General features: G+C 58.6%; 16 protein-coding genes. 6 read left to right on the top strand and 10 right to left on the bottom strand.

Translation table 11 applies throughout. From position 1 onward, the window contains the following. Positions 1-317 precede the first annotated feature (317 nt). Both LRR79_RS01470 and pepB read right to left on the bottom strand, forming a co-directional pair. Positions 318-509, bottom strand: coding sequence for a hypothetical protein (locus LRR79_RS01470; protein WP_043319635.1), 192 nt, complete (start codon positions 507-509; stop codon positions 318-320). A gap of 52 nt (positions 510-561) precedes the next feature. Then, entirely contained in the window at positions 562-1,851 is a 1,290-nt protein-coding gene (gene pepB / locus LRR79_RS01475) for an aminopeptidase PepB (RefSeq protein ID WP_231758668.1), read from the bottom strand. Positions 1,852-2,023: 172 nt separating this feature from the next. On the opposite strand from pepB, the gene LRR79_RS01480 reads away from it, so the two are divergent. Continuing rightward, the gene (locus LRR79_RS01480) at positions 2,024-3,457 is read left to right on the top strand and encodes a hypothetical protein (RefSeq protein WP_231758669.1); all 1,434 of its coding nucleotides are present in this window, start codon (positions 2,024-2,026) and stop codon (positions 3,455-3,457) included. Positions 3,458-3,552: 95 nt separating this feature from the next. Here LRR79_RS01480 and LRR79_RS01485 read toward each other — a convergent pair whose 3' ends face one another. The 6 genes from LRR79_RS01485 to LRR79_RS01510 all read right to left on the bottom strand — a co-directional run bounded on the left by LRR79_RS01485 (position 3,553) and on the right by LRR79_RS01510 (position 13,754). Continuing rightward, a complete protein-coding gene (locus LRR79_RS01485) occupies positions 3,553-4,959 on the bottom strand; it encodes a rhomboid family intramembrane serine protease (protein WP_231758670.1) in 1,407 nt (468 codons plus the stop codon). A gap of 138 nt (positions 4,960-5,097) precedes the next feature. Further along, a complete protein-coding gene (locus LRR79_RS01490; RefSeq protein WP_231758671.1) occupies positions 5,098-7,395 on the bottom strand; it encodes a mechanosensitive ion channel domain-containing protein in 2,298 nt (765 codons plus the stop codon). Positions 7,396-7,503: 108 nt separating this feature from the next. Further along, positions 7,504-8,352 carry a DUF3827 domain-containing protein gene (locus LRR79_RS01495; RefSeq protein WP_231758672.1) on the bottom strand — a complete coding sequence of 283 codons (849 nt, stop codon included), beginning with the start codon at positions 8,350-8,352 and terminating at the stop codon, positions 7,504-7,506. Positions 8,353-8,628: 276 nt separating this feature from the next. After that, the gene (locus tag LRR79_RS01500; RefSeq protein ID WP_231758673.1) at positions 8,629-10,566 is read right to left on the bottom strand and encodes a hypothetical protein; all 1,938 of its coding nucleotides are present in this window, start codon (positions 10,564-10,566) and stop codon (positions 8,629-8,631) included. Between the two features lie 218 nt (positions 10,567-10,784). Then, positions 10,785-12,098, bottom strand: coding sequence for an aspartate aminotransferase family protein (locus tag LRR79_RS01505; protein WP_231758674.1), 1,314 nt, complete (start codon positions 12,096-12,098; stop codon positions 10,785-10,787). A 210-nt stretch (positions 12,099-12,308) separates the two neighbouring features. Beyond that, positions 12,309-13,754: an NAD-dependent succinate-semialdehyde dehydrogenase gene (locus LRR79_RS01510; RefSeq protein ID WP_231758675.1), complete on the bottom strand. Its 1,446-nt coding sequence runs from the start codon at positions 13,752-13,754 to the stop codon at positions 12,309-12,311. A 151-nt stretch (positions 13,755-13,905) separates the two neighbouring features. On the opposite strand from LRR79_RS01510, the gene LRR79_RS01515 reads away from it, so the two are divergent. The 4 genes from LRR79_RS01515 to gloA2 are packed head-to-tail and all read left to right on the top strand — an operon-like array spanning position 13,906 to position 16,649. Beyond that, the gene (locus LRR79_RS01515) at positions 13,906-14,877 is read left to right on the top strand and encodes a LysR family transcriptional regulator (protein WP_231758676.1); all 972 of its coding nucleotides are present in this window, start codon (positions 13,906-13,908) and stop codon (positions 14,875-14,877) included. Continuing rightward, entirely contained in the window at positions 14,874-15,659 is a 786-nt protein-coding gene (locus LRR79_RS01520; protein ID WP_231758677.1) for a class I SAM-dependent methyltransferase, read from the top strand. Before LRR79_RS01515 ends, LRR79_RS01520 begins: the two co-directional genes overlap by 4 nt. Positions 15,660-15,682: 23 nt before the next feature. Then, the gene (locus LRR79_RS01525) at positions 15,683-16,246 is read left to right on the top strand and encodes a sugar O-acetyltransferase (RefSeq protein ID WP_231758678.1); all 564 of its coding nucleotides are present in this window, start codon (positions 15,683-15,685) and stop codon (positions 16,244-16,246) included. A gap of 19 nt (positions 16,247-16,265) precedes the next feature. Beyond that, the gene (gene gloA2 / locus LRR79_RS01530) at positions 16,266-16,649 is read left to right on the top strand and encodes an SMU1112c/YaeR family gloxylase I-like metalloprotein (RefSeq protein ID WP_231758679.1); all 384 of its coding nucleotides are present in this window, start codon (positions 16,266-16,268) and stop codon (positions 16,647-16,649) included. Between the two features lie 97 nt (positions 16,650-16,746). On the opposite strand, the gene LRR79_RS01535 is transcribed toward gloA2, so the two are convergent. Beyond that, positions 16,747-18,327 (bottom strand): hypothetical protein, encoded by a 1,581-nt coding sequence (locus LRR79_RS01535; RefSeq protein WP_231758680.1) that lies wholly within the window; start codon positions 18,325-18,327, stop codon positions 16,747-16,749. 415 nt (positions 18,328-18,742) lie between these two features. Here LRR79_RS01535 and LRR79_RS01540 point away from each other — a divergent pair, with 415 nt between their 5' ends. Then, positions 18,743-20,302 carry an alpha/beta fold hydrolase gene (locus LRR79_RS01540; RefSeq protein WP_231758681.1) on the top strand — a complete coding sequence of 520 codons (1,560 nt, stop codon included), beginning with the start codon at positions 18,743-18,745 and terminating at the stop codon, positions 20,300-20,302. A gap of 737 nt (positions 20,303-21,039) precedes the next feature. Here LRR79_RS01540 and LRR79_RS01545 read toward each other — a convergent pair. Beyond that, entirely contained in the window at positions 21,040-21,351 is a 312-nt protein-coding gene (locus LRR79_RS01545) for a hypothetical protein (RefSeq protein WP_231758682.1), read from the bottom strand. Between the last annotated feature and the right edge of the window lie 31 nt (positions 21,352-21,382).

Genomic DNA, 21,382 nt, shown 5'->3' on the forward strand with positions numbered 1-21,382 from the left:
TTATTATTTACGTCCCCACATGCTTGCTACATACACGGTGAGACAACAGGATGATAATAAAAATTATCCCGAAATCAGCAAGCGATTTAGATTATCTCCCTTCAGTGAGAACCAGGTCCGACTAAATTGTTGCATTAAGTCTGCCAATTTTGCATCAGCCCCGGGTCGTAGAAATAAAAAAGGCACGAGTCTCGTGCCTTTTTTATCAGGTTTTTACGGTATTGAACGAATGACCGGTAAAAACGACGTATCGAATTTTTGTTCGGTTTCCATGCACCGTGGCGACGGCAATGGATGCCTGCGGGCACCACTGCGTGTCAGGAACGTTCGGGTGCTTTACTCAGCAGTACAATAATCAACGTAGCCAGTGGACCGAACAGCAAACTGATTATCCACCAGAAAAGCCCACTGCGATTTTTTCCCTGGGCAAGCCCCGCATTAATCAGAGACAGCGTTCCCCAGCCAACCAGCCACTCTCGCGACTGGATCATGACCTGATACTCTTCCATGCGGCGGACTCCTTGAAAATGGGGGCTATAACCGTAAAAAAATCAGGCAGCGTTAACTGTCCTGCAGGAAACGGGCAATCGTGCGGAAACCGTGCCCCTTGGCACCTTGCGCCCACTGATCGTTGGCACCGGGAAGGTAGGAGCCGGAAAGATCCATATGCACCCAGCCGCGCCCTTCATCACGTACGAATTTCGCGAGAAACGCCGCAGCAGTGGATGCGCCCGGGGTACCATCCATTCCGACGTTGGCAATTTCTGCAAACCCTGAAGGGATCTGCTCCAGATGAAATTTTTCCAGCGGCAGGCGCCAGGCTTTTTCATTTTCTGCTTTTGCTGCACTCAGCACCTTGTCCGCCATGGCATCTTCCAGGCTCAGTACCGAGTTGTAGTCCCGCCCGACTGCCATTTTCGCGGCACCGGTCAGGGTTGCTGCGTCGAGAATATACTGCGGGTTCTGGTCACTGGCCTCCAGCAGACCGTCCGCCAGCACCAGGCGCCCTTCCGCATCGGTATTCAGAATTTCCGCGGTCACACCATTTCTGTAGGTGATCACATCACCCAGTTTGAAAGCGGTTCCGGAGATCAGGTTCTCCGCACAACACAGGTACAGCTTGACGCGCTTCTGTAATCCTCGGGCGATAGCCAGTGCCAGGCCGCCGCTCACCATGGCCGCGCCGCCCATATCGGATTTCATATGCGCCATGCCCGCCGACGGCTTGATACTGTAGCCACCGGAGTCGAAGGTAATACCCTTACCCACCAGGCAGATATCCACCGCAGCATCGCTTTTTCCGGTGGGGTTGTAGTCCAGCTGCAGCATGGCACCGCCCCGCTCACTGCCACGACCTACGTTGTAGATGCCCATAAAGCCTTCATCCAGCAGCGCGTCACCGTCGACGATGCGGTAGCTCACCGCATCCGGCGCGAGCTTCTGCAGCATGTCAGCAGCACTTTCCGCCAGGGCGCGGGGAAAGATGTTTTCCGGGGAGCCGTTGGTGATCTCGCGCACCCATAACCCGGCCGCCTTGCGCGCTTCCAGTTCCTCGCGCTCCGCGCCCTCCGCCAGCCCCCAGTCCAGTGTGCTTTTGCGGTTGGGATTGTAGTAACCCGCCCAGAATGCCCAGCGGCTCTCCAGATCCCAGTTGTCACCGGCAAGAGTGATGTCGGTGATGCCCATACCATCCAGACGGCGCGCAGCGCGCTGTACTGCCACCAGAAGACCGCCGGTTGCGTCGGTGGCATGAATACGCGCTTCGGATTCCGCAAAGCTCAGCAGTGCATTTTTCCCCCAGTGCTCTGCCGCCGCAGTTGTTTCCAGCTTTACCTGCATCGCCGTTGTCATCTTCACACCTTGCTTGATTTCGAGAAATAGAATGATGGGTAGCCTAATGGCTGCCTGTGTCTGTGACACTGTATTGGGTCATTCTAGCAGCCTGCAAGGGCCAAAGGTTTGCGCGCCCCGGGACACTGCCGATACACTTCAGGGGTTAAAAATAACGACAAGGATGTGACTTATGGCCGATGCCTGCCACTACCACTCCAGCGCCGATGCCGTCTGGCACTGCACTGGATGCAGTAAGGAGTACTGCGGGGACTGCGTTCCCGGATCTGTGGATAACTATTATCAATCCACCCCCAAATGCATTCTGTGCAACAACCGGCTGGAAAATGTCGGCGCCAGCAACAAGGCCAAGCCGTTCTGGCAGATGGCCCCCTTCTACTTTCGCTACGCTATCAGCCCCGGTCCCCTGACCGTTTCCGCCATCTGTGCAGTGGCGGCGCTGGCCATCAGCGGACTTGGATGGCTCTCCATCTTTGTACTGGTGGCCATGCTGGCGGTGGTGATCCGCTACAACCTGCTGGTGATCGAGAAACTGGCCAGCGGCGACCTGAACGCCCCAACCTTCGGCGACGCCCAGGACGGGCGCAGCGCCGCGGTCTTTGCCCGTGTGATCGGCATGATACTGGTCGCCGGTGGCGGCGGTGCGCTGGTAATGAGCACCTTTGGCGAGGGCGCCACCCAGGCCTACTCCATCGCGCTGTCGCTGCTGGGCCCGGCGGCGATGATCGTGCTGGCGCTGGAACACAGCCTGCGGGCGGCAGTAAACCCCCTCAAGCTGCTGCATTTCACCCTGATTATCGGCTGGCCCTACTGGCTGCTGTGGTTGTCCACAAGTGCGGTCTCGGCGGCGCCGGGCCTTCTGCTGCCGGTGGTCGCCGGCAAACTGCCGGTGTGGATGCTATTGCCGTTACTGGCCTTCGCCACCAGCTATTTCTCGATCGTGACCAGTGCCATGATGGGCTACATCTGTCTGACCCGGCAGAAAAAGCTCGGCGTCACCTCACAGGTGGACGACCAGGACTATCTGGAGGAGCGGGAGTTTGACCGGCGCAAGGCGCTGGCGGATGCGAGTATTTTCCTGCGTGAAGGGCGCTTCGATGAGGCGCGCAAGACGCTGGTCAGCGTACTGCGCCAGCAGCCCAACGATATCCCCCTGAACGAACGCTATTACCGCCTGTTGCTGGCCACCGATGACAAGAAGGCCCTGCGGGAACTGGGGCCGCACCTGCTGGAACGGTTCGTTACCCTGAACCAGCCCCACAAGGCCGCGGAGCTGTATGTGGCGACCATGCAATCCCACGGCGCTCCGGCCATCGACAAGTCCTTATTGCGCCACCAGATCGCCGAGGCACTCTACCGCCAGCGCCAGTTCAAACCGGCACTGGCGTTGGTGAACAACCTGCACAAGGAAGACCCCCACTATACCCGTCTGGATAGCGCATACCTGTTACTGGCGAAAATCTATATGGACGGGTTCAACCGCACGGACAACAGCCGCAAACTGCTGGCGTTTGTGCGCGGTAAGTTTCCGAAAAGTGCGGTGCTTGGGGAAGTGAAACAGCTGGAGGCGATTCTCGCCGCGGAAGAAAACGCACAGCCTGCTTAACTTTCGTCACCCCCGCGAAGGCGGGGGTCCAGAATACCGAGGTGCCGAAAAAAAATTCTGGATTCCCGCCTTCGCGGGAATGACGGTAGAGAGACCTAAACCGCCGCCGGCTGTAACGTCCGCGCAAAATCCAGTGCCCTGCGCGCACGCTCTTCATCGCCGCAACGGCGGTAGTGTTCGACCAGGCCATTGGCCAGGCGCGCCATCAGCGGGTGGCGCTGCTGTTTTTGCTGCAGGCGCTGCAGTAAGACTTCCACCAATCCCCAGTGTTTTTCCCCCGCCGCCCGCTGCGCCAGAACAAGACACACACGCGCCGTGAGCGCACGGGGCTCTCGGGTTTGGGCGAGATAGGATTCCAACCCTTCCGCTACCGGCGCAAAGTCCTGCTCGGGCATCTTGGCCAGGGCAAACAGCCCCAGCCAGGCGCGGTGGTGGGCCTCGCTTTCGGGTGCCAGAGCGGTGAGCTCGATGGACTTCCGGATCAGGGACAGGGATTCCGGATGCTGCCTGACCGCGGCGGTGGCGGCCTGACCCGCCTCCAGCAGCTTGCCGCTATTCTGCAGGGATTCGATACGCGCCAGCGCCAATTGCTCCGGGGTCGGAGGCAGGTCTTCTTCCACTTGGATCTCGCGGCTGGGGCGCACGCGAATCAGCGCCATGGTGCAGACAAACCCCGCAATCAGTCCGCCGAAGTGCGCCCAGTAGGCGATATTCTCGCTGCCGAAGAAATACCCGAAGACTTCCTTGCCCAACCACAGGGGCAGCACCATCAGTGCCGGTGCGGTGAATTCGCCAAAAGCAAAACCCAGGGTGTAGAAGAACCGCAGTCGACGAATCCCGTAGACGGCAACAAACATACCCATCACCGCAGAGACGGCACCGGAGGCACCGATCATCGGCATCATGCTGCCCGCTTCCACCCCCATGTGCAGACCGGCGGCGGCGAGGCCACCGACAAGATACAGACCGATAAACCAGGCGGCACCCAGTGCCAGTTCCACCGACAGACCAAACAGCAGCAGGAAGACCATATTGCCCAGCAGGTGATCCCAGCCGCCGTGCAGGAACATATGCCCCAATAACCCCTTGAGGGTGGGCTCTGCGGGTATCAGGCCAAAGGCGAAACTGGAGAGGCTGTCGCGCCGCTCGGCAAACTGCTGCCGCTGCGCAAGCCACTGCTCCGCCCCTTCCTGCTCCAGCCGGGTCACCAGCCAGTTATGGAATTCGCGGCTCCACAGCAGCTGCTCGTAGATGAATTCTTCTCCGGCACCCTGCGCCTGGGTCCGCCACTCGGGCTTTTCCGCATCCACAAACTCGTAAAAGCGCCCCTCGTCCAGAACCGGCAGTTCGCTGGAGAAATAAAACTCTTCCGCCACCCGCCAGCGGTCTTCATCACCGCTCTGGTAGAGCACAAACACCAGCAGATTGGCGAGGATCAGCGCAAAACACACCAGTGGGGGCCGGCGCCAGTCGGGTTTGTTCTGAATCGGAATAATCAGCAAGAGGGGGCCTGCGGTCGGTTGGGCAGTGGGCCGTTGTTATCTGGGCCATCAGAATACAGGGGAGGAGAATAGAGGTCAGCCCCGATTTCTGCCCGAATGGCCACAATGACGGGTTTCGCGCCGCAGATAGCGCCAAAATCAGTGACCGGTTGGCGCGTCCCCGTCTCCACCGCTCTCGCCCCCGCTACTGGCGCCATCATCCGGGGCATCCGGCCAGTCCTCGGCGCCGGCGGAACCCCGCCGCTCTAAGGGCTTGCGTACTCCGCCGGCCTCGGGTGACGCGCCATCTGCGGGCGCTGGGGGCAGCGGCGCCCCCTCTCCCCAACTGCGCACATGCAGGTCCCGCTGCGGGAAGGGGATCTCGATGCCGCGCTCATCAAACTCCCGCAGCAGTTCAATGTTGTAGAGCGCGTTCAGATCACCGAGGGACGACACCGCATTGCTGTTGACCCACACCACCAGTTTGAAATCCAGCGCGCTGTCACCAAAGCCGGTGAGCCACACCTCGGTTTTGCGCTGCCAATTGGTAAAGGTGACCGGCACCCGTTCCGCCGCGGCCATGGCCGCCTCCCGCACCTGCTCCGGGTCGGTGCCATAGGCGACGCCGAACATCACGTGTATCCGACGCACCGGATCTTCCAGCGTGTGGTTGGTGACCCGGCCGGTCACGAATTCGGAGTTGGGTACCAGGATATCCACGTTGTCGCGGGTGGTAATCCGGGTGGAACGCACATTGATATCGCGGATGCGCCCGAACACCCCGGACTCCAGTTCCACCAGGTCGCCGACCCTTAACGGCTGCTCGAACAGCAGGATAATCCCGGAGATAAAATTGGAGAAAATCGCCTGCATCCCGAAGCCGATACCCACCGAGAGCGCACCGGCAATCAGTGTCAGCTTGGAGGTGTCCAGCCCCACCATGGTGAGAATGATGATGAAGGTGATCAGTACGATGCAGTAATTGAGAATCCGCCACAGGGTGTAGGCAGACTGCTCGGTAGTGCGGCTCTTGTGCACCATACGCCGCAAAATAATATTGAGCAGGCGGGAGCAGGCCCAGGCGCCGATGATCACCAGGGCCATCTGCGCGATGTCTTTCAGGGTAATCGCCTGCTCACTGATCGCGAACAGTTTGTAGTTGGCGAGATTGCGCCAGCCCGTGCGTATTTCCTGCAATTGATGCACGAAGCGTTCGCCAAGGGTTTTCCACCAGCCCTGCTGACGCTGATACACATACAGCTGCGCGGTCTCGTAGCGCTTTACATCGTCGATCAGGTCGTTGGTCCGCCCCAGCGCACTGTCGATTTTCTCGAACTGGCGCCACCATTTCCGCATGCCCTCGGTGTCTTCCCCCACCCAGGCAACAATCTGACGCTGGCGCACATTGAGCTGCCGGGAAAGGTTGGCCTGGGCTTTCTCCGCGTTCTCGACCAGGTCCTTGTCGATGGACAGGTTCTCGTCCTCACCGCCCGGTGCCAGCACACTGTTGATCGCCTGCAGTAGCTCCTGCTTGCGAATCTGCAAGCGGTTTTCCAGCGCCTCCACACTGAACACCAGCATTTTGATCTGCTGCTCCAGGGTGACTGCAGCATCGGAGCTTTCAAAGATCAGGTGCTGGGAATCGCTGCGCTCCCTTGCCAGTTCCTGCAGATTGGTTTTCTCCTCGGTACGCGCAGCCGCCAGCTTTTCCGCCACTTCGGCACTGTACTGCAGCTGTTTGAGCATACGCTCCAGCTCGGTACGGGCGAATGTCAGCTCCTCATCCCAGGCCGCCAGCTGATTCTTCAGCAGCAACTGCTCTTCGAGGGCCTGAATATGGGTAATCTGTGCGAGAAATACGTTCAGTGTGGCGCTGAGGAACTTGGGGTCATTGCGGTTGGTATCGCGCAGTACCATTACCCGCTCGCGCACTCGACTGAGGGACAGGGCGACGCCGTCGTCCAGCTGGTTTTTTTCCAGCTGCAGTCCGAGAAAACGCTGCTGCCCGCGGGCTACCGCCGCATCGGACTCCGCCCACTGCAATACCGTCGGCTTAGCCGGAAACTCCACATCCGGTAGTATCTGCACGCTCTTCAGGCTTTCGCTTTTCTCCCAGGTTTTGCGAATACCGGCAATGCGCTGGTTTACCCGTTTCACCCGGTCGTCCAGCTGCGCCTCTTCCGGTAGGTTATTACTCCACGTCTGCCAGGCGCTTTCTACATCCGCTAGCCACTGTGTTTTCTGTTCCTGGGTGGCCTCCGGCCATTGGGTCCACCAGTCTGCCGCCAAGGCGTTGAAGTCCGGCACGACGGGGGAGAATTCTTTGGGCTTGGTGGAGGGGAGCTGGGCCCAGGAAAGCGCGGGGATCAGCAGCGTTGCGAAACACAGGCACAGCAACAACCACCGAGCGATATCTGCCCGGGGCGCGTGCTTGTTGTGGGCGTGACTGGCGATCATGCCGTAACTTCCCTGTACCGCTGGAATTCACAACCGTCGGCGCACAGCGCAGGCTATACACCACACATCTGTTTCAGTGTAGATGAGCCGCACTGGTGGATTTCTTCCCTAGCGCTGACGGTCGTAACGCTGGATACAGTCCCGGTATTCCCGTTGATAAATACGCAATCGTTGACGGTCGAGACTGCTGCCCCGCTGTGCCGCACTGGTGGCATCCTGGCGGCACAGGGACTCCGCCAGGGCGCGATTGTCGTAACGTTCGCCATTGGCATCGTAGCGCGGGCGGATGTTGGCATAAGGGCTCGGATCCCGGCGACGGGGGTCGCGGTATCCGTCCTCCTGCAGGGGCTCACTGTTCATCCCATCGGGACGGGCGCCACTGGGTGGGACAGGTGGATAGGCGCGCGGGATACCAGAGCGGTCGCGCAGATTTTCCAGTTCCAGGTCGGGATCGCCGTAGAGACGGTCTTCATAAGCGCCCACCAGGTCACCGTTATAGTACCGCCTCCACTCGTAGGGTGGCGTGGTCACCACATAACTGCGCCGGCGGGGCTCGTAACGATAAAAAGTGCCGGTACCACTGAGAAAAAACCGCCGGCCATCGATTTCAAACCCCTGGCTGCCGTACGGCAGGAACGTGAGTTCCGCCCCCAGTGGAGGTTCCACCCGCAGGTAACCGTCATCCTCCTGACGGTAGAAATACCCTCCCTGGTAAAAATAGATATTGCCACTCAAGATCAGGCGGACGGCATCGGCCGACAGCTGCTTCTGGCGATTGGGATCACGGGCATAATCTTCCGCCGATTCCCCGCTGGACTGCCCCGCCGGGGGCGTGCTCTGCGCCTGCACTCCCGGAGGAACAGCGAGACTGGCTGCGGTCAGCAATGCAGCAGCCAGCAGATGCGGCCTGACTCCGCAGATGGCACACCTGGAGTCGATCAACTTGGGCAAATTCACCGGCAATTACCTCGCGGGATACCAGCAACCACTGCGCTCCGCAGCTTGTCGCCAGGGCAACACACAGCAGCGCACGGTCTCCCGCCACCGCGAAAACCCGCCGGCGGAAGGCCGCGCACGCATAGTAGCCGGAGGCGCCGCTCTGCTCAGGAGACCGGCGATCGCGGCAGCGCCCACAGGTACGGAGCCTGCGCTGCGCCTGCCACTCGACCGACTACTTATTCAGTGTAGTTTCCCTGGTGAATAACCCCCATGGCGCCGATCTCGCCACGCCATTCAGTTTGTCGGTCGGCGCAAAACCACGCTCAGACCAATGGCGGAAAAGCGGTTGTCCCCATCGTCGAAATAACCACTGGCATGCAACAGCTTCACGGCGGCACCGCCGGCCAGCCGGTCATCCAGCTCCGTGGCAAAGCTGCCGAAATCCGAGAAGAACAACAGTTCACGTCTGTCATCCGCCGGTACCGCGAGGGTGTAGATTCCACGACCAAAACGCTGGGCGTCCACTGGCGCGATCGACGGCAGCGCATCGAGGGTAAACAGATCCGTGTGATGGGCACCGCGGCGGATATGATGGGCTGCGCCGATGGCGCCCTCCGCAGACAGGGTGAGTCCCGCTCCGTCCAGGCTGACAAACGCACCGGTATCCCCCTCCCCTTGCCAGCTCAGCAGCATTCGCGCGCGGGCATCGCTGAAATCGGCAACAGAAAGTGCATTGAAATCGGTCGGCGCACCCGCGTACGGCGCCACATAGCCGCGAATACTCAGGGGCGCGCCGGGATCGATGGCACCAAGATCCAGGCCGGCGGCACTCACCTGATACGCCGTGGGGCTCGCATCGTTCTCCGGCACATCACCGGTCCCGGAAAAGTCGAACAGCGAAATATCGCGACCGCCAAAAGCCAGCGCCGCCACCTGCAAAGTGTCTGAAACCCTTTCACCACCGGTGGCAGACAAACGGGTCAGTAATAAATGCGCTCGCCCACTCTGCGCCTGTAACGTCCCGCGCTCATGCTCCCACTCCCCGAGAATCCGAATGCGCTGGCCGATGGAGATATCGTCGATGGTCAGCGGCTCAAACGGCTTCAGGAGCTTCCGCACCACCGTGGTGTCAGCCAGCTGTACCGCTACCTGTTGATTGAACGCCAGCGCGCCGTCGGTGCGCACCAGAGTAGCGCCCCGCACGGTCAGCAGGTTGTCCGAGCGCGCCACCACATGCCCTTCGACCGCGTCCAGCTCGGCACCCGGTACGCTGGCGCCAACGAGCACCGCACGCGCGCGAAACACCCGCGATCCTCCCTCGTAAACACCCATGGCGAGTGTCGCCGTGCCCGCTTCCAGTTCGGCCAACGCCGCCAGACCGGCTGCGCCGACGTAGGCCTCGCCATTGATCTCCCAGGTGGTTTCGCTGTCGGTTTCAATATCGACACCACCAAAGCGCCCCTGGCTGCGATAGAACGGCCGCACCGCGATACGGTAATCATTTTCGTTTTCCGCCACAGTGATCAGCGGGCCTCGAATGCGGAAGTCCTTATGCGCGTGCGCGTTGACTTCCGCCACCAGCACGGGATACAGGGTCACAGCGGGCTCCGCGCCACTCACATCAACGGTATGCGAGGCCGCCAGATCAAAATCTGCGGTAAGCATTGCGGGTATTCCCGGCGCGATCACCAGCTGGTTGCGATTGTCGATGGTCAACGCAAGCGTAATCTGCTCGATCTGCGCACCACCTTCATCCACTACCGTCGCCGCACGCGCTTCGCCGGCCACTTCCACGCGTACATCGGCCTCGCGATAATCCAGCGTAATCTCGCCACCTATGTAAGTGCCCACCGGCACAGTCGCTGCGGTGACCAATTCGGTAACGTCCACGTATTGCGCGAAATCCACCGTATTGGCGCTCGGTAATACTTCAACCACCACGCCATCGGCGCGCTCCAGGCTGAGCGACACCACAGCGACCTGGTACCGCAGGAAATCGCCGTCGGCATCGGTGATCCCCACAAACAGCGCACCGCATTGTTCTGAGTCGCTGCCGGTATCCGAGGTTTCGCACTGCGCATTGCTGGGTGGTGGCGGAGCGTTATTTTGTTCCCCGGCAGGGGCATTGCCACCAGCGCCACCGCCGCAGGCGGTTAGCAGAGTACTCAGTGCAAAGGCAGCCGACAGCTGGAACAGCCAGTGCCGGACCGGGGGTAGAGAGATTTTCCACATCCTTGATTCCTCGTTATCGGTATTCGTTTCAACAGGGTGAGCAGGGGTGAATTCGGCCGATTCGAAGATAACAACGGAACTGCGGGGAAAAGGTTGACAGGCGGGGGCAGGAAATATGCAGAGAGCAATATCTAGCGGAAAGGGAAACAGAAACGGGCGTGCACTTTCCCGCCGCTGTGGAAAAGTCACGCCCGTCTCAGGCTTTTATGACAGCCGGCTTATCCCAGGCCGGAAATCACTTCGCGCAGTTTTCCGACAATATCGTCGATCTCATGGGTCTCGATTATCAGTGGCGGTGACATACACAGCGCATCACCAATGCCTCGCGCCATCACACCAGCGTCCCAGGCCAGCGCCGATGCCTTGGCTCCAAATTTGCCTTTCAGATTTTCCGGCGCGCGCAGCTCGATAGCGCCGACCAGGCCGTAGTTGCGGACATCGATCACATTGTCCAGATCCGCGAGGCTGTGCAGCGCATTTTCCCAGTAGGATCCAATATCCCCACCCGCGCGGGTCAACAGCCCTTCGCGATCGTAAATATCCAGCGTCGCCATCCCCGCCGCACAGGCCACCGGGTGTGCGGAATAGGTATAGCCGTGGAACAGCTCCACCATCCCCTCTGCCGCCGCATCCATCACCGTGTTGTAGATCTTGTCGCTGACAAACACCGCGCCCAGCGGCACCGTGGCGTTGGTAATGCCTTTCGCCGAAGTAATCATATCCGGCGTCACGCCAAACTCTTCCGAGGCAAACGGCGATCCCAGACGGCCCCAGCCGGAAATTACCTCATCAAAAATCAGCAACAGATCGTGCTGATCACAGATCTCGCGGATGCGCTTCAGATAACCTTTGGGCGGCAGAATCACACCGCCGGCACCGGAGAAAGGCTCAATAATCACCGCTGCGATCTGATCCGCGCCGTGGAACGCCACCAGACGCTCCAGATCCTCCGCCAGCTCCACACCCTGCTCCGGCAAGCCCTTGGTGAACGCATTGCGCTCGATATCCAGCGTGTGACGCAGATGGTTTGCCTTCAGCGGCTGGCCAAAGCTCTGATAATTCGGCGCGATACCACCTACGGAAATACCGCCGAAGTTCACCCCGTGGTAGCCCTTTTCGCGGCCGATAAACATGGTACGGGTACCCTTACCCCGTGCGCGCTGGTACTGCAGCGCAATTTTCAGCGCCGACTCCACCGCCTCGGATCCGGAGTTACCGAAGAACACATGGTTCAGCGGATCCGGCGTGTACTGCACCAGACGCTCCGCATATTCAAAACTCAGCTCGTGGCCGAAATTGAAAATAGAGCTGTAATCCAGCTTCATCGCCTGCTGGTGAATCGCCTCGGCAATCTCACTGCGACAGTGGCCCGCATTGGAACACCACAGGCCCGCGGTCGCATCGATGATCTTGCGACCAGACCTCTCAAACAGGTAAATCCCCTCCGCGCGCTCCACAATACGCGGCGCCGCCTTGAAGGTGCGGTTGGGAGTAAACGGCATCCAGAATGCGTTGGTATTCAGTTCGGACATGATGTTCTCCGATTAAAATTTTTACGTGTCTCTAACGTAGTAAAAATATCGACGCGAAGGCAAAGTGCCGGGTACAGGTTTTCAGGAGCGTCGCAAACAGGAAGTTTGCGACGCAACGCCCATGGATGGGTTCACAGTGGTCCTGAAAACCTGTACCCGGTGCTTTGCCGCCACAAAACCTAAAAGAAGGTTCGTCAGAAAAGACGAAGCTCAAACCCCATAGCAGCAATATTTGGTCTCATAAAACTCGGCCATGCCCTCGACACCGCCCTCGCGACCGATACCGGATTCCTTGCAACCACCGAACGGCGCCACCGTCGTGGAAAAGACACCCGCGTTACAGGCCACCATCCCGTACTCCAGCGCCTCCACCACCCGGTTCGCCCGGTGAATGTTTTCACTCATCACATAGGCCGCCAACCCGAACGGCGTATCATTGGCGCGCTCAATCACATCATCTTCATCAGAGAACTTCTGCACCACCGCCAGCGGCCCAAAAATCTCCTCACGAGCAATGCGCATCTCATCGTGCACCTCCGTCAACAGCGTAGGCGCATAGAAATTCTCCCCGTTGGGCAGAAAATCCCCGCCCAACAGAAGGCGCGCCCCGTTCGCCACCGCCTCTTCAACAAGGCCGTGCACCCGATCCACCGCCCGGCGGAAAATCAGCGGCCCAAACGTCGTCCCCTCATCCAGGCCATGACCCGGCTGAAGTCTTTCCATCTGCGCGCGCAACTTATCCACAAACACGTCGTGCACCGACTCGTGCACGTAAATCCGGTTGGTGGACACACAGGTCTGCCCCGCATTGCGCATCTTCGTCGCCATACAGGCGCTCACCGCCATATCGATGTCCGCATCGTCGAACACGATAAACGGCGCATTGCCGCCGAGCTCCATCGACATTTTCTTGATGGTGCTCGCGCACTGGGCCATCAGCAGCTTGCCCACCGGCGTCGAACCGGTGAAGGTGAACTTCGCCACCCGCGGATCCTGGGTCAGCACCTTGCCAATCGCGGCAGAATCGGTGCCCACCACCACATTCAGCGTGCCCGCCGGCAACCCGGCCTGCTCCGCCAGTGCACACAGGGCCAGGGCCGACAGCGGCGTTTCCGACGCCGGCTTGATCACCACCGTACAGCCGGCCGCCAGCGCCGGCGCCGCCTTGCGGGTAATCATCGCATTGGGGAAATTCCACGGGGTGATGCAGCTCACCACACCCACCGGCTGACGGATGGTGTGCAGGCGCATGGCCGGGTTGTGCGTGGGGATAGTCTGACCGTAGGCGCGACGACACTCCTCCGCGTACCACTCGATATAGGAGGCGCCGTAGTCGATCTCACCCATGGCCTCTGCCAGGGGCTTGCCCTGCTCCAGGGTCAGCAGGCGGGCCAGATCCTCTCGGTTCTCAGCGATCAGCTGGTACCAGCGCTTCAGTACGGCGGCACGTTCGGCGGCGGTTCTGCGGCTCCATTCCGGGAAGGCGTCGTGGGCCGCGCCCACCGCGCGCTCAGCGTCGGCAGCGCTGCCATCGGCAATCTCTGCCAGCAACTCTCCAGTCGCCGGGTCAGTAACTGCTAACTTACCGGCACCCTCGCACCACAGGCCATTGATGTAGTTCTGGGTCTTCAATAGCTGGCTATTATTCAATTTCATCGAACACTCCCTAATCAGCCGGTATATAAGCTTTTCATGGATTCTGGCCCGGTACTTCGACGGCGAATAGTAAGATCTTTGCAACTAAAGTTTAAATCCATCAAACTTTGTGAAATTCCCGATTCTAGGAACCTGCCCTGTAGGCGAGCCCATGCCAGATTCGACCCCGAAACCCGCAACAAAAACCAAGCCAACCAGCAGCAAGCATGCCCTTTCCGGCCGCCTCAGTGATATGGACCTGCGGCTGCTTCGGGTCTTTCGCGAAGTGGTGCAGGCCGGCGGCCTGGCGTCTGCGGAGGTCGCGCTCAACATCAACCGCTCCACCATCAGTGTGCACCTGACGGACCTGGAGACTCGCCTCGGGATGCAGTTGTGTATCCGCTCCCGCGGGCGCGCGGACTTCAAGCTCACCCCCGAGGGCGAGTCCCTGTACCAGGCCATCCTCGAACTGGACGGGCACCTGGCCACCTTCAAAAGTCAGGTCAACGCCATCCAGTCACAGCTCACCGGCAAACTGCGGGTGATCTTGCCGGACGATGCCCTGGCCATGCCCCAGCTGGATCTGCCCGCCACCATTGCGCGCCTGCGCGAGCGGGCGCCGCAATTGCAACTGGATATCCAGCTGGCAGCACCCCACGAGCTGGAACTGGAAATCCTCGCTGGCCGCGCCGACGTGGGCATCAACCCGCTGCACTCGCGCCGCCCCGGCCTCAGCTATCAGCCACTTTTCAGTCACCAGTCCCTGCTCTACGCAGCCGCCGGTCATCCGTGCACAGTCGCCGATACCGATGATGAACGGATTACCCAACAGGAGCTCGCCGCCCCGGACCACGCGGTGCTGTCCGGTGCCGCGCACCTGTACCGCCTGTTCCCCAACAAAAGCATCGCCAACCATATGGCCGCGCGCCTGGCGATGATCCTGTCGGGAAAATTTATCGGCTTCCTGCCCACCTATCTGGCGGAGGAATATGTTAGAAATGGGCAGCTGGCCGCACTGAGGCCAGAGCGCTTCTGCTACCAGATCCAGAATGCGATTACCTGTAAAAGCAGCGCGCTGGAACAGCCAGCGGTGCAGTTGTTCACCACTTCCATACGCATACACGACAGCCACGTAAAGCCATGAAAACCAAGTTTTATACAGAGCAAACGCTGAAATCATGGGATCAGGCTGCGGAAATCCACCACCGCAGAAACCCCGGTCTGGCAACCCAAACCAAAGCGCCGGATTTCAACGCTCTACACGAGGAATTTAATCGCCTTGTTGACGCCAGGCTTGTAGCAGATTCGTCCGTCGCACAGATTTGCTGCAATAACGGAAAAGACCTGCTGTCGATAAAGAACAAAGGGGCGGGATACTGCCTGGGAATTGATGGCTCAAGTAAGTTCATCGAGCAAGCGCGCGCTCTTGCCAACCATCCGCACTACTCAGATGTAAATTTTGAAACACACAATGTCTACGAAATTCCGGAGCATCACCACGGGAAATTCGATATTGTCGCTATCACCGTAGGCGTACTGAACTGGATGCCGGACCTCGATAAGTTCTTTACGGTTTGCAGCCGCCTTCTGAAACCCGGCGGCTTCATGCTGATGGAAGAAATGCACCCGGTGCTCAATATGTATGAAGAAGGAAACCCCTCATACATTGCCTACTCCTACTTTAACCGAGAGGCACAGATTGATACCCACGGGCTGGATTATTTCTCTGGTGAAAAGTACGACGCAGAGCCCAATTATTACTTCCAGCACACGTTAAGTGACATACTCTCCGCAGCGATCGCCAGTGGCCTGCAGCTGCAGACATTCGAGGAGTCTCGATCCAACATCGGAAATTATTGTGGCGATCTGGCCAGCTCGCCACTCAGTCCGCCAATGGCTTTTATCGCCAGCTGGAAGAGAACCTGATTCAGGACAATGAACACAAAAACATGACAGAAAAGCAGAGAATGCTCGCCGGCGAAATGTACGACCCGGCAGATCCGGAGCTCGCCGAATTGCGCCTGGCGGCTCGCCTGCTGTTCGAACAGCTGAACACCGTCAGCCAGCAGGACAGGGTGCGACGGGATAAGTTGATCAGGCAATTATTTGGCAGCACTGGCGAGCAGATTCAGATCGAGTCTCCCTTCCATTGCGACTACGGCGAAAATATTCACGTAGGCGAGAATTTTTTCGCCAACTTTGGTTGTGTGATTCTGGATGTAGCCGAAGTCCGCTTTGGTGACAATTGCATGCTGGCCCCGCAGGTTGGCATCTATACCGCGACCCATCCACTGGATCCGGCAGAAAGAAACAGCGGGCGAGAGTACGCCAGGCCGATCACCGTTGGCGACAACTGCTGGATCGGGGGCATGGCGGTGATCAATCCCGGTGTCACCCTCGGCAACAATGTGGTGGTCGCCTCCGGTGCGGTCGTCACCAAGAGTTTTGGCGACAATGTGGTAGTGGCCGGAAACCCGGCGAAAGTCATTCGCACCATCGAACCGACCTCCTGACCGGAATCGACGAAATACCATGCTGAACGCCATCCATCACGCCGCAATCATCTGCTCGGATTATCCGCGATCGAAACACTTTTACACGGAAGTTCTCGGGCTGGAAATCATTGCGGAAAACTACCGCGCACAGCGCGATTCATGGAAGCTGGATCTGCGTCTTGCAAACGGCGGCCAGATTGAACTGTTTTCATTTCCCGATGCACCAGCGCGACCCAGTTACCCCGAGGCCCGAGGACTGCGCCACCTGGCGTTTGTGGTGGAATCCATTGACGAGGTGAAAGCCCGCCTGGAGTCGCGCGGTGTAGAGGTAGAGCCGGTGCGGCTGGACGAGTACACCGGCAAGCGTTTCACATTTTTCAGTGACCCGGATGGGCTACCGCTCGAACTCTACGAACAGTAAACCCCTGCACAAATAAAAAACGGGGCGAAGGGTGACCGCGCTTGCGCGTCGCACTCTTCGCCCCGCCAGTTTATCTTCAGCGGACAAAGTCTCCGTATCAGGGTGTCGCCTTGGTGGCACCGCCAGCGCCACTGGCTTTTTTGTCTTTTACCGACGCCTTACCCTGAATCTGACTTTGGTTATTGCCTTTGTCCGCAATGGCCGGCTTCAGTTCCGCCAGCATCATCTTCATCTGGTTGTATTCGGCTTCGTTGGTCAGTTCCAGCATCAGCGGCTGGGCCACCTCGGCGAAGTACTCCGCATCTTTGCGATCGTACAGTTCCTGGGCCATCCACTGGGCGATATGCAACTCGCGGGGCGCACGCAGGTAGGCCTGCTCCAGCATTTCCACGTACTGCTTTTTCGGGTAACCCAGCATCTGCATGGTGATCGCCAGGCCGTACCAGTTCATCGCTTCATCGGCCTGGTTGTTGACCAACCTGACGAACTTGTCGCGGGCTCCCTTCAGCATTTCCTTGCTGCGATCACCACCCAGGGTGCTGATCTCACGGTTCAGCCACAACCAGGCCTGGGCTTTCTGATACCAGAACTTGTCGCGGTTCGACGGCGCCACCTGAGCCAGCAGGCGCGCGGCCTGATCGAAGTCACCGGCGCGGGTAGCGGCATCGGCGCGCACTGCGGTCAGCTCCGGCGAGTAGAGGTTGGCGCGCTCGGCGTACTCGACCAGGTCGTGAATGCCGTGCGGGTTATAGCCGGATTTCACCAGGAAGCGCGCCAGCTCCACGACGGTTTCCTGCCCGCTGAGCACCGTCAGTTTGGGGCGTTCCGGTTTAAAACTCGCCGGAACTTTACCGCGCGCCAGCTTAAAGCGGCCATCTTGAAACTTCTCGTTGTAGATATCCTCGATCTCACCGATGGACATACCCAGGTTTTTCGTCAACGCCTTCACCGGGTCGGCGCCGTTGTTGTAGTCCACAACAAATTGTTTGAATTCCTCGGTCTTGCCGCTCTCCATCACGATCCAGTGTGCGAGCATCCAGCCACTGGCATACACGCGGCCTTTCTCTTCATCCGGCGTGTTATACACGGTGGCACGCAGCAGTTCCTGCAGGGGCACCGGTGCGGTGTACAGCAGGGTCATGGCGCGCTCGCCGGGAATGGCACCGATATCGTAGGTATTACCCGGGCCAAAGGTCATGGTGGACATGAACTCGGCAAAGCCCTCGCTGTACCAGTAGGGGTAGTGGGTCGTGGTACCGTTGTAGCTGAGAAAGTGGGTGTATTCGTGGAACAGAAACTCCCGCGCTTCCAGCTGGCGCTCCCCGGTACGGCCATCCAGGTTCACCAGGGCATAGCTGCCCTCGGCGGTGGTATCGAACAGACCATTGGTCAGCTCGGAAAGATCTTCCCCCACCAGGCCGGCATAACTTTCGCGATCCGCTGCGGCGTAGATGGTCAGTTTGGCGCCATCGTCTTTCGCGCCCAGCAAATCCAACGCGACCGCACGGTAGCGCTCCAGATCCTCCGCCAGGCGACGCACCGAGCCCGGCTCACCGTTGGTGATGATCTGAAAGTTAGCGCTGTCAATTTCGTACCAGGTGTCTTTCGCCAGGTTGTCCGCCATTACATCGCTGGTAAACAGCCATGCGCCGGAAAAAACGACCAAGTATGCGAGCATTCGTGAAAACATATTCTGACCACCCGGAGTTTTCGCTAGATCTTCTCAGAAGGAAGCAACTGTTCACTTTTTGAACGACGTTGCGCGAAATTCCACAATACCTGTTTTCACTGTTTAAAAAAAGAACAATCTTAAACGAGAACCTGTAATTCATCCTGAGTATAAGCCGGTCACAGACCAGCTGGTCGCCCCCGGTCACAAAATGACCCTGAAGTTCTACGTATAGGTACGCGTCACTGACTGATAAGTAATTCACAGTCACAGAAATTTCATCTTCTCTGCCTGGGTCCTCCCCATAGACTCCAGTTTCTGGCCGGCTCAGGTAATCCATACCGAACCACTGCCCCCTGCGAAAAGTGGGGCCCGGCCGGAGCGATGACGCTGTAATAAAAGAAATAAATACAGAGAGAAGAGCATGAAAACACTCGCCCTGCCGGCGCTGCTGGCCGGTGCCCTGTGCGCCGCATTTACCCCTGCCACTCAGGCCGCCCCCACCTTTATTGCCGACCTGGATATCACCACCTTCGACGGCACGGAACTGGACGCCAACCTGTTTATCCCCGACACCCCGGCCCCCGCCGGCGGCTATCCCACCGTGCTGTTTACCAACAGCTGGATGCTCGACAAGCACCAGTACCTGCTACAGGCCGCCGAGCTTGCCGACATTGGCTACCTGGTAATGAGCTACTCCACCCGCGGCTTTGGCACCTCCGGCGGGATGGTGGACGTGGCCGGAGAAAACTCCATCCGCGATGCCGGCGTGCTGATCGACTGGCTCGAAGCCCACTACCCGGTCGGCAAACTGGGGATGGCGGGTATCTCCTACGGCGCCGGGATCTCCCTGATCACCGCCGCCCGGGACCCCCGCGTGGACGCCGTCGCCGCCCTTTCCGGCTGGTCCGACGTGATCGAAGGACTCTACCCCGGCAACACCGTCAATCTGGTGTGGGGCACCATCCTCACCACCACCGCCCTCAATCTCGACCCCGAAGTCGACGCCATCTGGGCCAACCTCCGCGCCACCGAAAATATCCAGGGCGTCGAGGAATTTGCCGCGCCCCGCTCCGCGCTCTCTTACGTGCCAGAACTGAACAGCAACGGCACCGCCGTGCTTATGTCCAACAACTTCGCCGACTACCTGTTCAAACCCAACAGCATGACCCAGCTCTACAGCCTGCTGGACGGCCCCAAGAAACTCCTGTTGAACCCCGGCACCCACGCCGTCACCGAAACCCTTGGCGGCAACAACGGCCACATCTGGGCCACCACCTTCCGCTGGTTCGACCGCTACCTCAAAGACCAACCCAACGGCATTGATCACGAGCCCAAAGTGGACATGACCGTGCGCATCAGCAACAGACTCGAACAGTTCGACGACTTCCCGGTAACCGACAAAACCACCCGCTACCACCTGCACCCCAGGTTCAGCTACTTCAACAACGCCAGCATGAAAACCCGCCCCTACAGCGGCTGGGGCTGGAGCAACGACTTCCACGGCGGTTCTGACACCAAAGCCGGCACCGGCATCCCCGTCATCTCCGACGCCCTCGAGGGCTTCGGCATTCCCGTCTACACCGCCATGACCGGCATCAACGGCTACCACGCCATCGAATACAACTCCCCGTTACACTGGAGCACCTTCAAAATCCGCGGCACCCCAAGCCTCGAAATGTGGATAAAACCCAGCAAGCCCGAAGTGCAACTCCAGGTACACCTCTACGACACCGGCCCCCTCGGGCTCGGCCGCCTCATCACCCACGCCCCCTACACCCTGCACAACGCCAAAGTAGGCAAGGCACAGAAGATCTCCATGGACCTCTTCACCACCGCCTATGACGTACCACCGGGGCACGTGGTGACCCTCGCGATTGATACCGAAGGTGCGATTTATCAAAAGCCGGAAGATACAAACTATGAAATTGAGGTGCCCTATCGCAGCAGCCGGCAGTCGGTGCTGACGATTCCGCATTTGTAATCGGTCACAAGAAAAAGCACTGCAGTAACACGCGAAGGAGGGGTGCCGGGGATCGGTCTTCAGAAGCGTCGGCGACAGGACGTCGCCGACGCAGCGTAAAGGGATGGGTCCACAACGTTTTTTAAAAAAATGGGGGCTTGGAGCTTGGGGTAAATATGTCGAATTTAATCACAACAGATAGGGTTCCGACTTTACCAGGCAGAACTTGTAGCGTCCCTCCCAAAACGTGCCAGACCGCCTGTATGCTCGATTGAATATCGTACATACATCCGGACAAGGGATTGCAACATTCGGGAAATACTATCATCAGTTTCCGGCGTCGCCAGTAGATGAACATGATTGGTTATAAATACCCAGGCATGGATTTTTACCTGGGATTCCCGTGAATACTGTTTCAGCCAGCTGGCGTAGGCAACAAAGTCATCTTCGCAACAAAACAGATTTGTCGATTGTTACCTCGCCGAATCAAATGCTGAGGCATACCGGCGGGCGTGAGTCGAGGCAATCTAGCCATGGTTCCTCCTTGAACGTATGGCCATTATGAAAAGTACAGGCTTGGTCCACATAGTATAAATTGACGTCAAAATTTTTCTCTGACCCCAATATTTTCCTGATCCTCAAGCACGCCGCCAATCGGCTCTCGGCGGGGGATGCGGCTTAGCGGCTAAGAGGGGAATGCCAGATAACACAAAGCCCCGGCAGATGGCTCTGCCGGGGCTTTGGTGGTTTATTCGGTTTCAATGATTGCTGCTTTTAAACTGCCGGACAGCTTCTTCAACTGACTTTAATGGAAAATACGAATAGACCAAGATAGACCGATTTTTTTTAGCATCACTAACATCTTGATAATCTGCCACAGCCTTACTTTCAATGAGCCCAGGAATTATTGGGTTCTGAACAGCCTCCCATCGCACAGCTCTAAAATCGTGATACACATTAGGCCCCACGATTTCTAAAGCCAACGGCCCAACATAGCTAACTGGCTCACCATCACTATCAACATCTTCACTCTTAGAAAGAAATAAAAGATACGGTACTCCAATTTTCAATCCGGCCGAAGCACGGAAACAAATTTTTCTG

This window comes from Microbulbifer elongatus (assembly GCF_021165935.1).
GTDB classification, from domain to species: Bacteria; Pseudomonadota; Gammaproteobacteria; order Pseudomonadales; family Cellvibrionaceae; genus Microbulbifer; species Microbulbifer elongatus.

Bases quoted from the DNA above. Each gene is read 5' to 3' on its own strand.
- LRR79_RS01505 (WP_231758674.1), bottom strand. From the start codon at position 12,098: ATGTCCGAACTGAATACCAACGCATTCTGGATGCCGTTTACTCCCAAC.
- LRR79_RS01510 (WP_231758675.1), bottom strand. From the start codon at position 13,754: ATGAAATTGAATAATAGCCAGCTATTGAAGACCCAGAACTACATCAAT.
- gloA2 (WP_231758679.1), top strand. From the start codon at position 16,266: ATGCTGAACGCCATCCATCACGCCGCAATCATCTGCTCGGATTATCCG.
- LRR79_RS01535 (WP_231758680.1), bottom strand. From the start codon at position 18,327: ATGCTCGCATACTTGGTCGTTTTTTCCGGCGCATGGCTGTTTACCAGC.
- LRR79_RS01520 (WP_231758677.1), top strand. From the start codon at position 14,874: ATGAAAACCAAGTTTTATACAGAGCAAACGCTGAAATCATGGGATCAG.
- LRR79_RS01480 (WP_231758669.1), top strand. From the start codon at position 2,024: ATGGCCGATGCCTGCCACTACCACTCCAGCGCCGATGCCGTCTGGCAC.
- LRR79_RS01490 (WP_231758671.1), bottom strand. From the start codon at position 7,395: ATGATCGCCAGTCACGCCCACAACAAGCACGCGCCCCGGGCAGATATC.
- LRR79_RS01515 (WP_231758676.1), top strand. From the start codon at position 13,906: ATGCCAGATTCGACCCCGAAACCCGCAACAAAAACCAAGCCAACCAGC.
- pepB (WP_231758668.1), bottom strand. From the start codon at position 1,851: ATGACAACGGCGATGCAGGTAAAGCTGGAAACAACTGCGGCGGCAGAG.
- LRR79_RS01470 (WP_043319635.1), bottom strand. From the start codon at position 509: ATGGAAGAGTATCAGGTCATGATCCAGTCGCGAGAGTGGCTGGTTGGC.
- LRR79_RS01500 (WP_231758673.1), bottom strand. From the start codon at position 10,566: ATGTGGAAAATCTCTCTACCCCCGGTCCGGCACTGGCTGTTCCAGCTG.
- LRR79_RS01525 (WP_231758678.1), top strand. From the start codon at position 15,683: ATGACAGAAAAGCAGAGAATGCTCGCCGGCGAAATGTACGACCCGGCA.
- LRR79_RS01540 (WP_231758681.1), top strand. From the start codon at position 18,743: ATGAAAACACTCGCCCTGCCGGCGCTGCTGGCCGGTGCCCTGTGCGCC.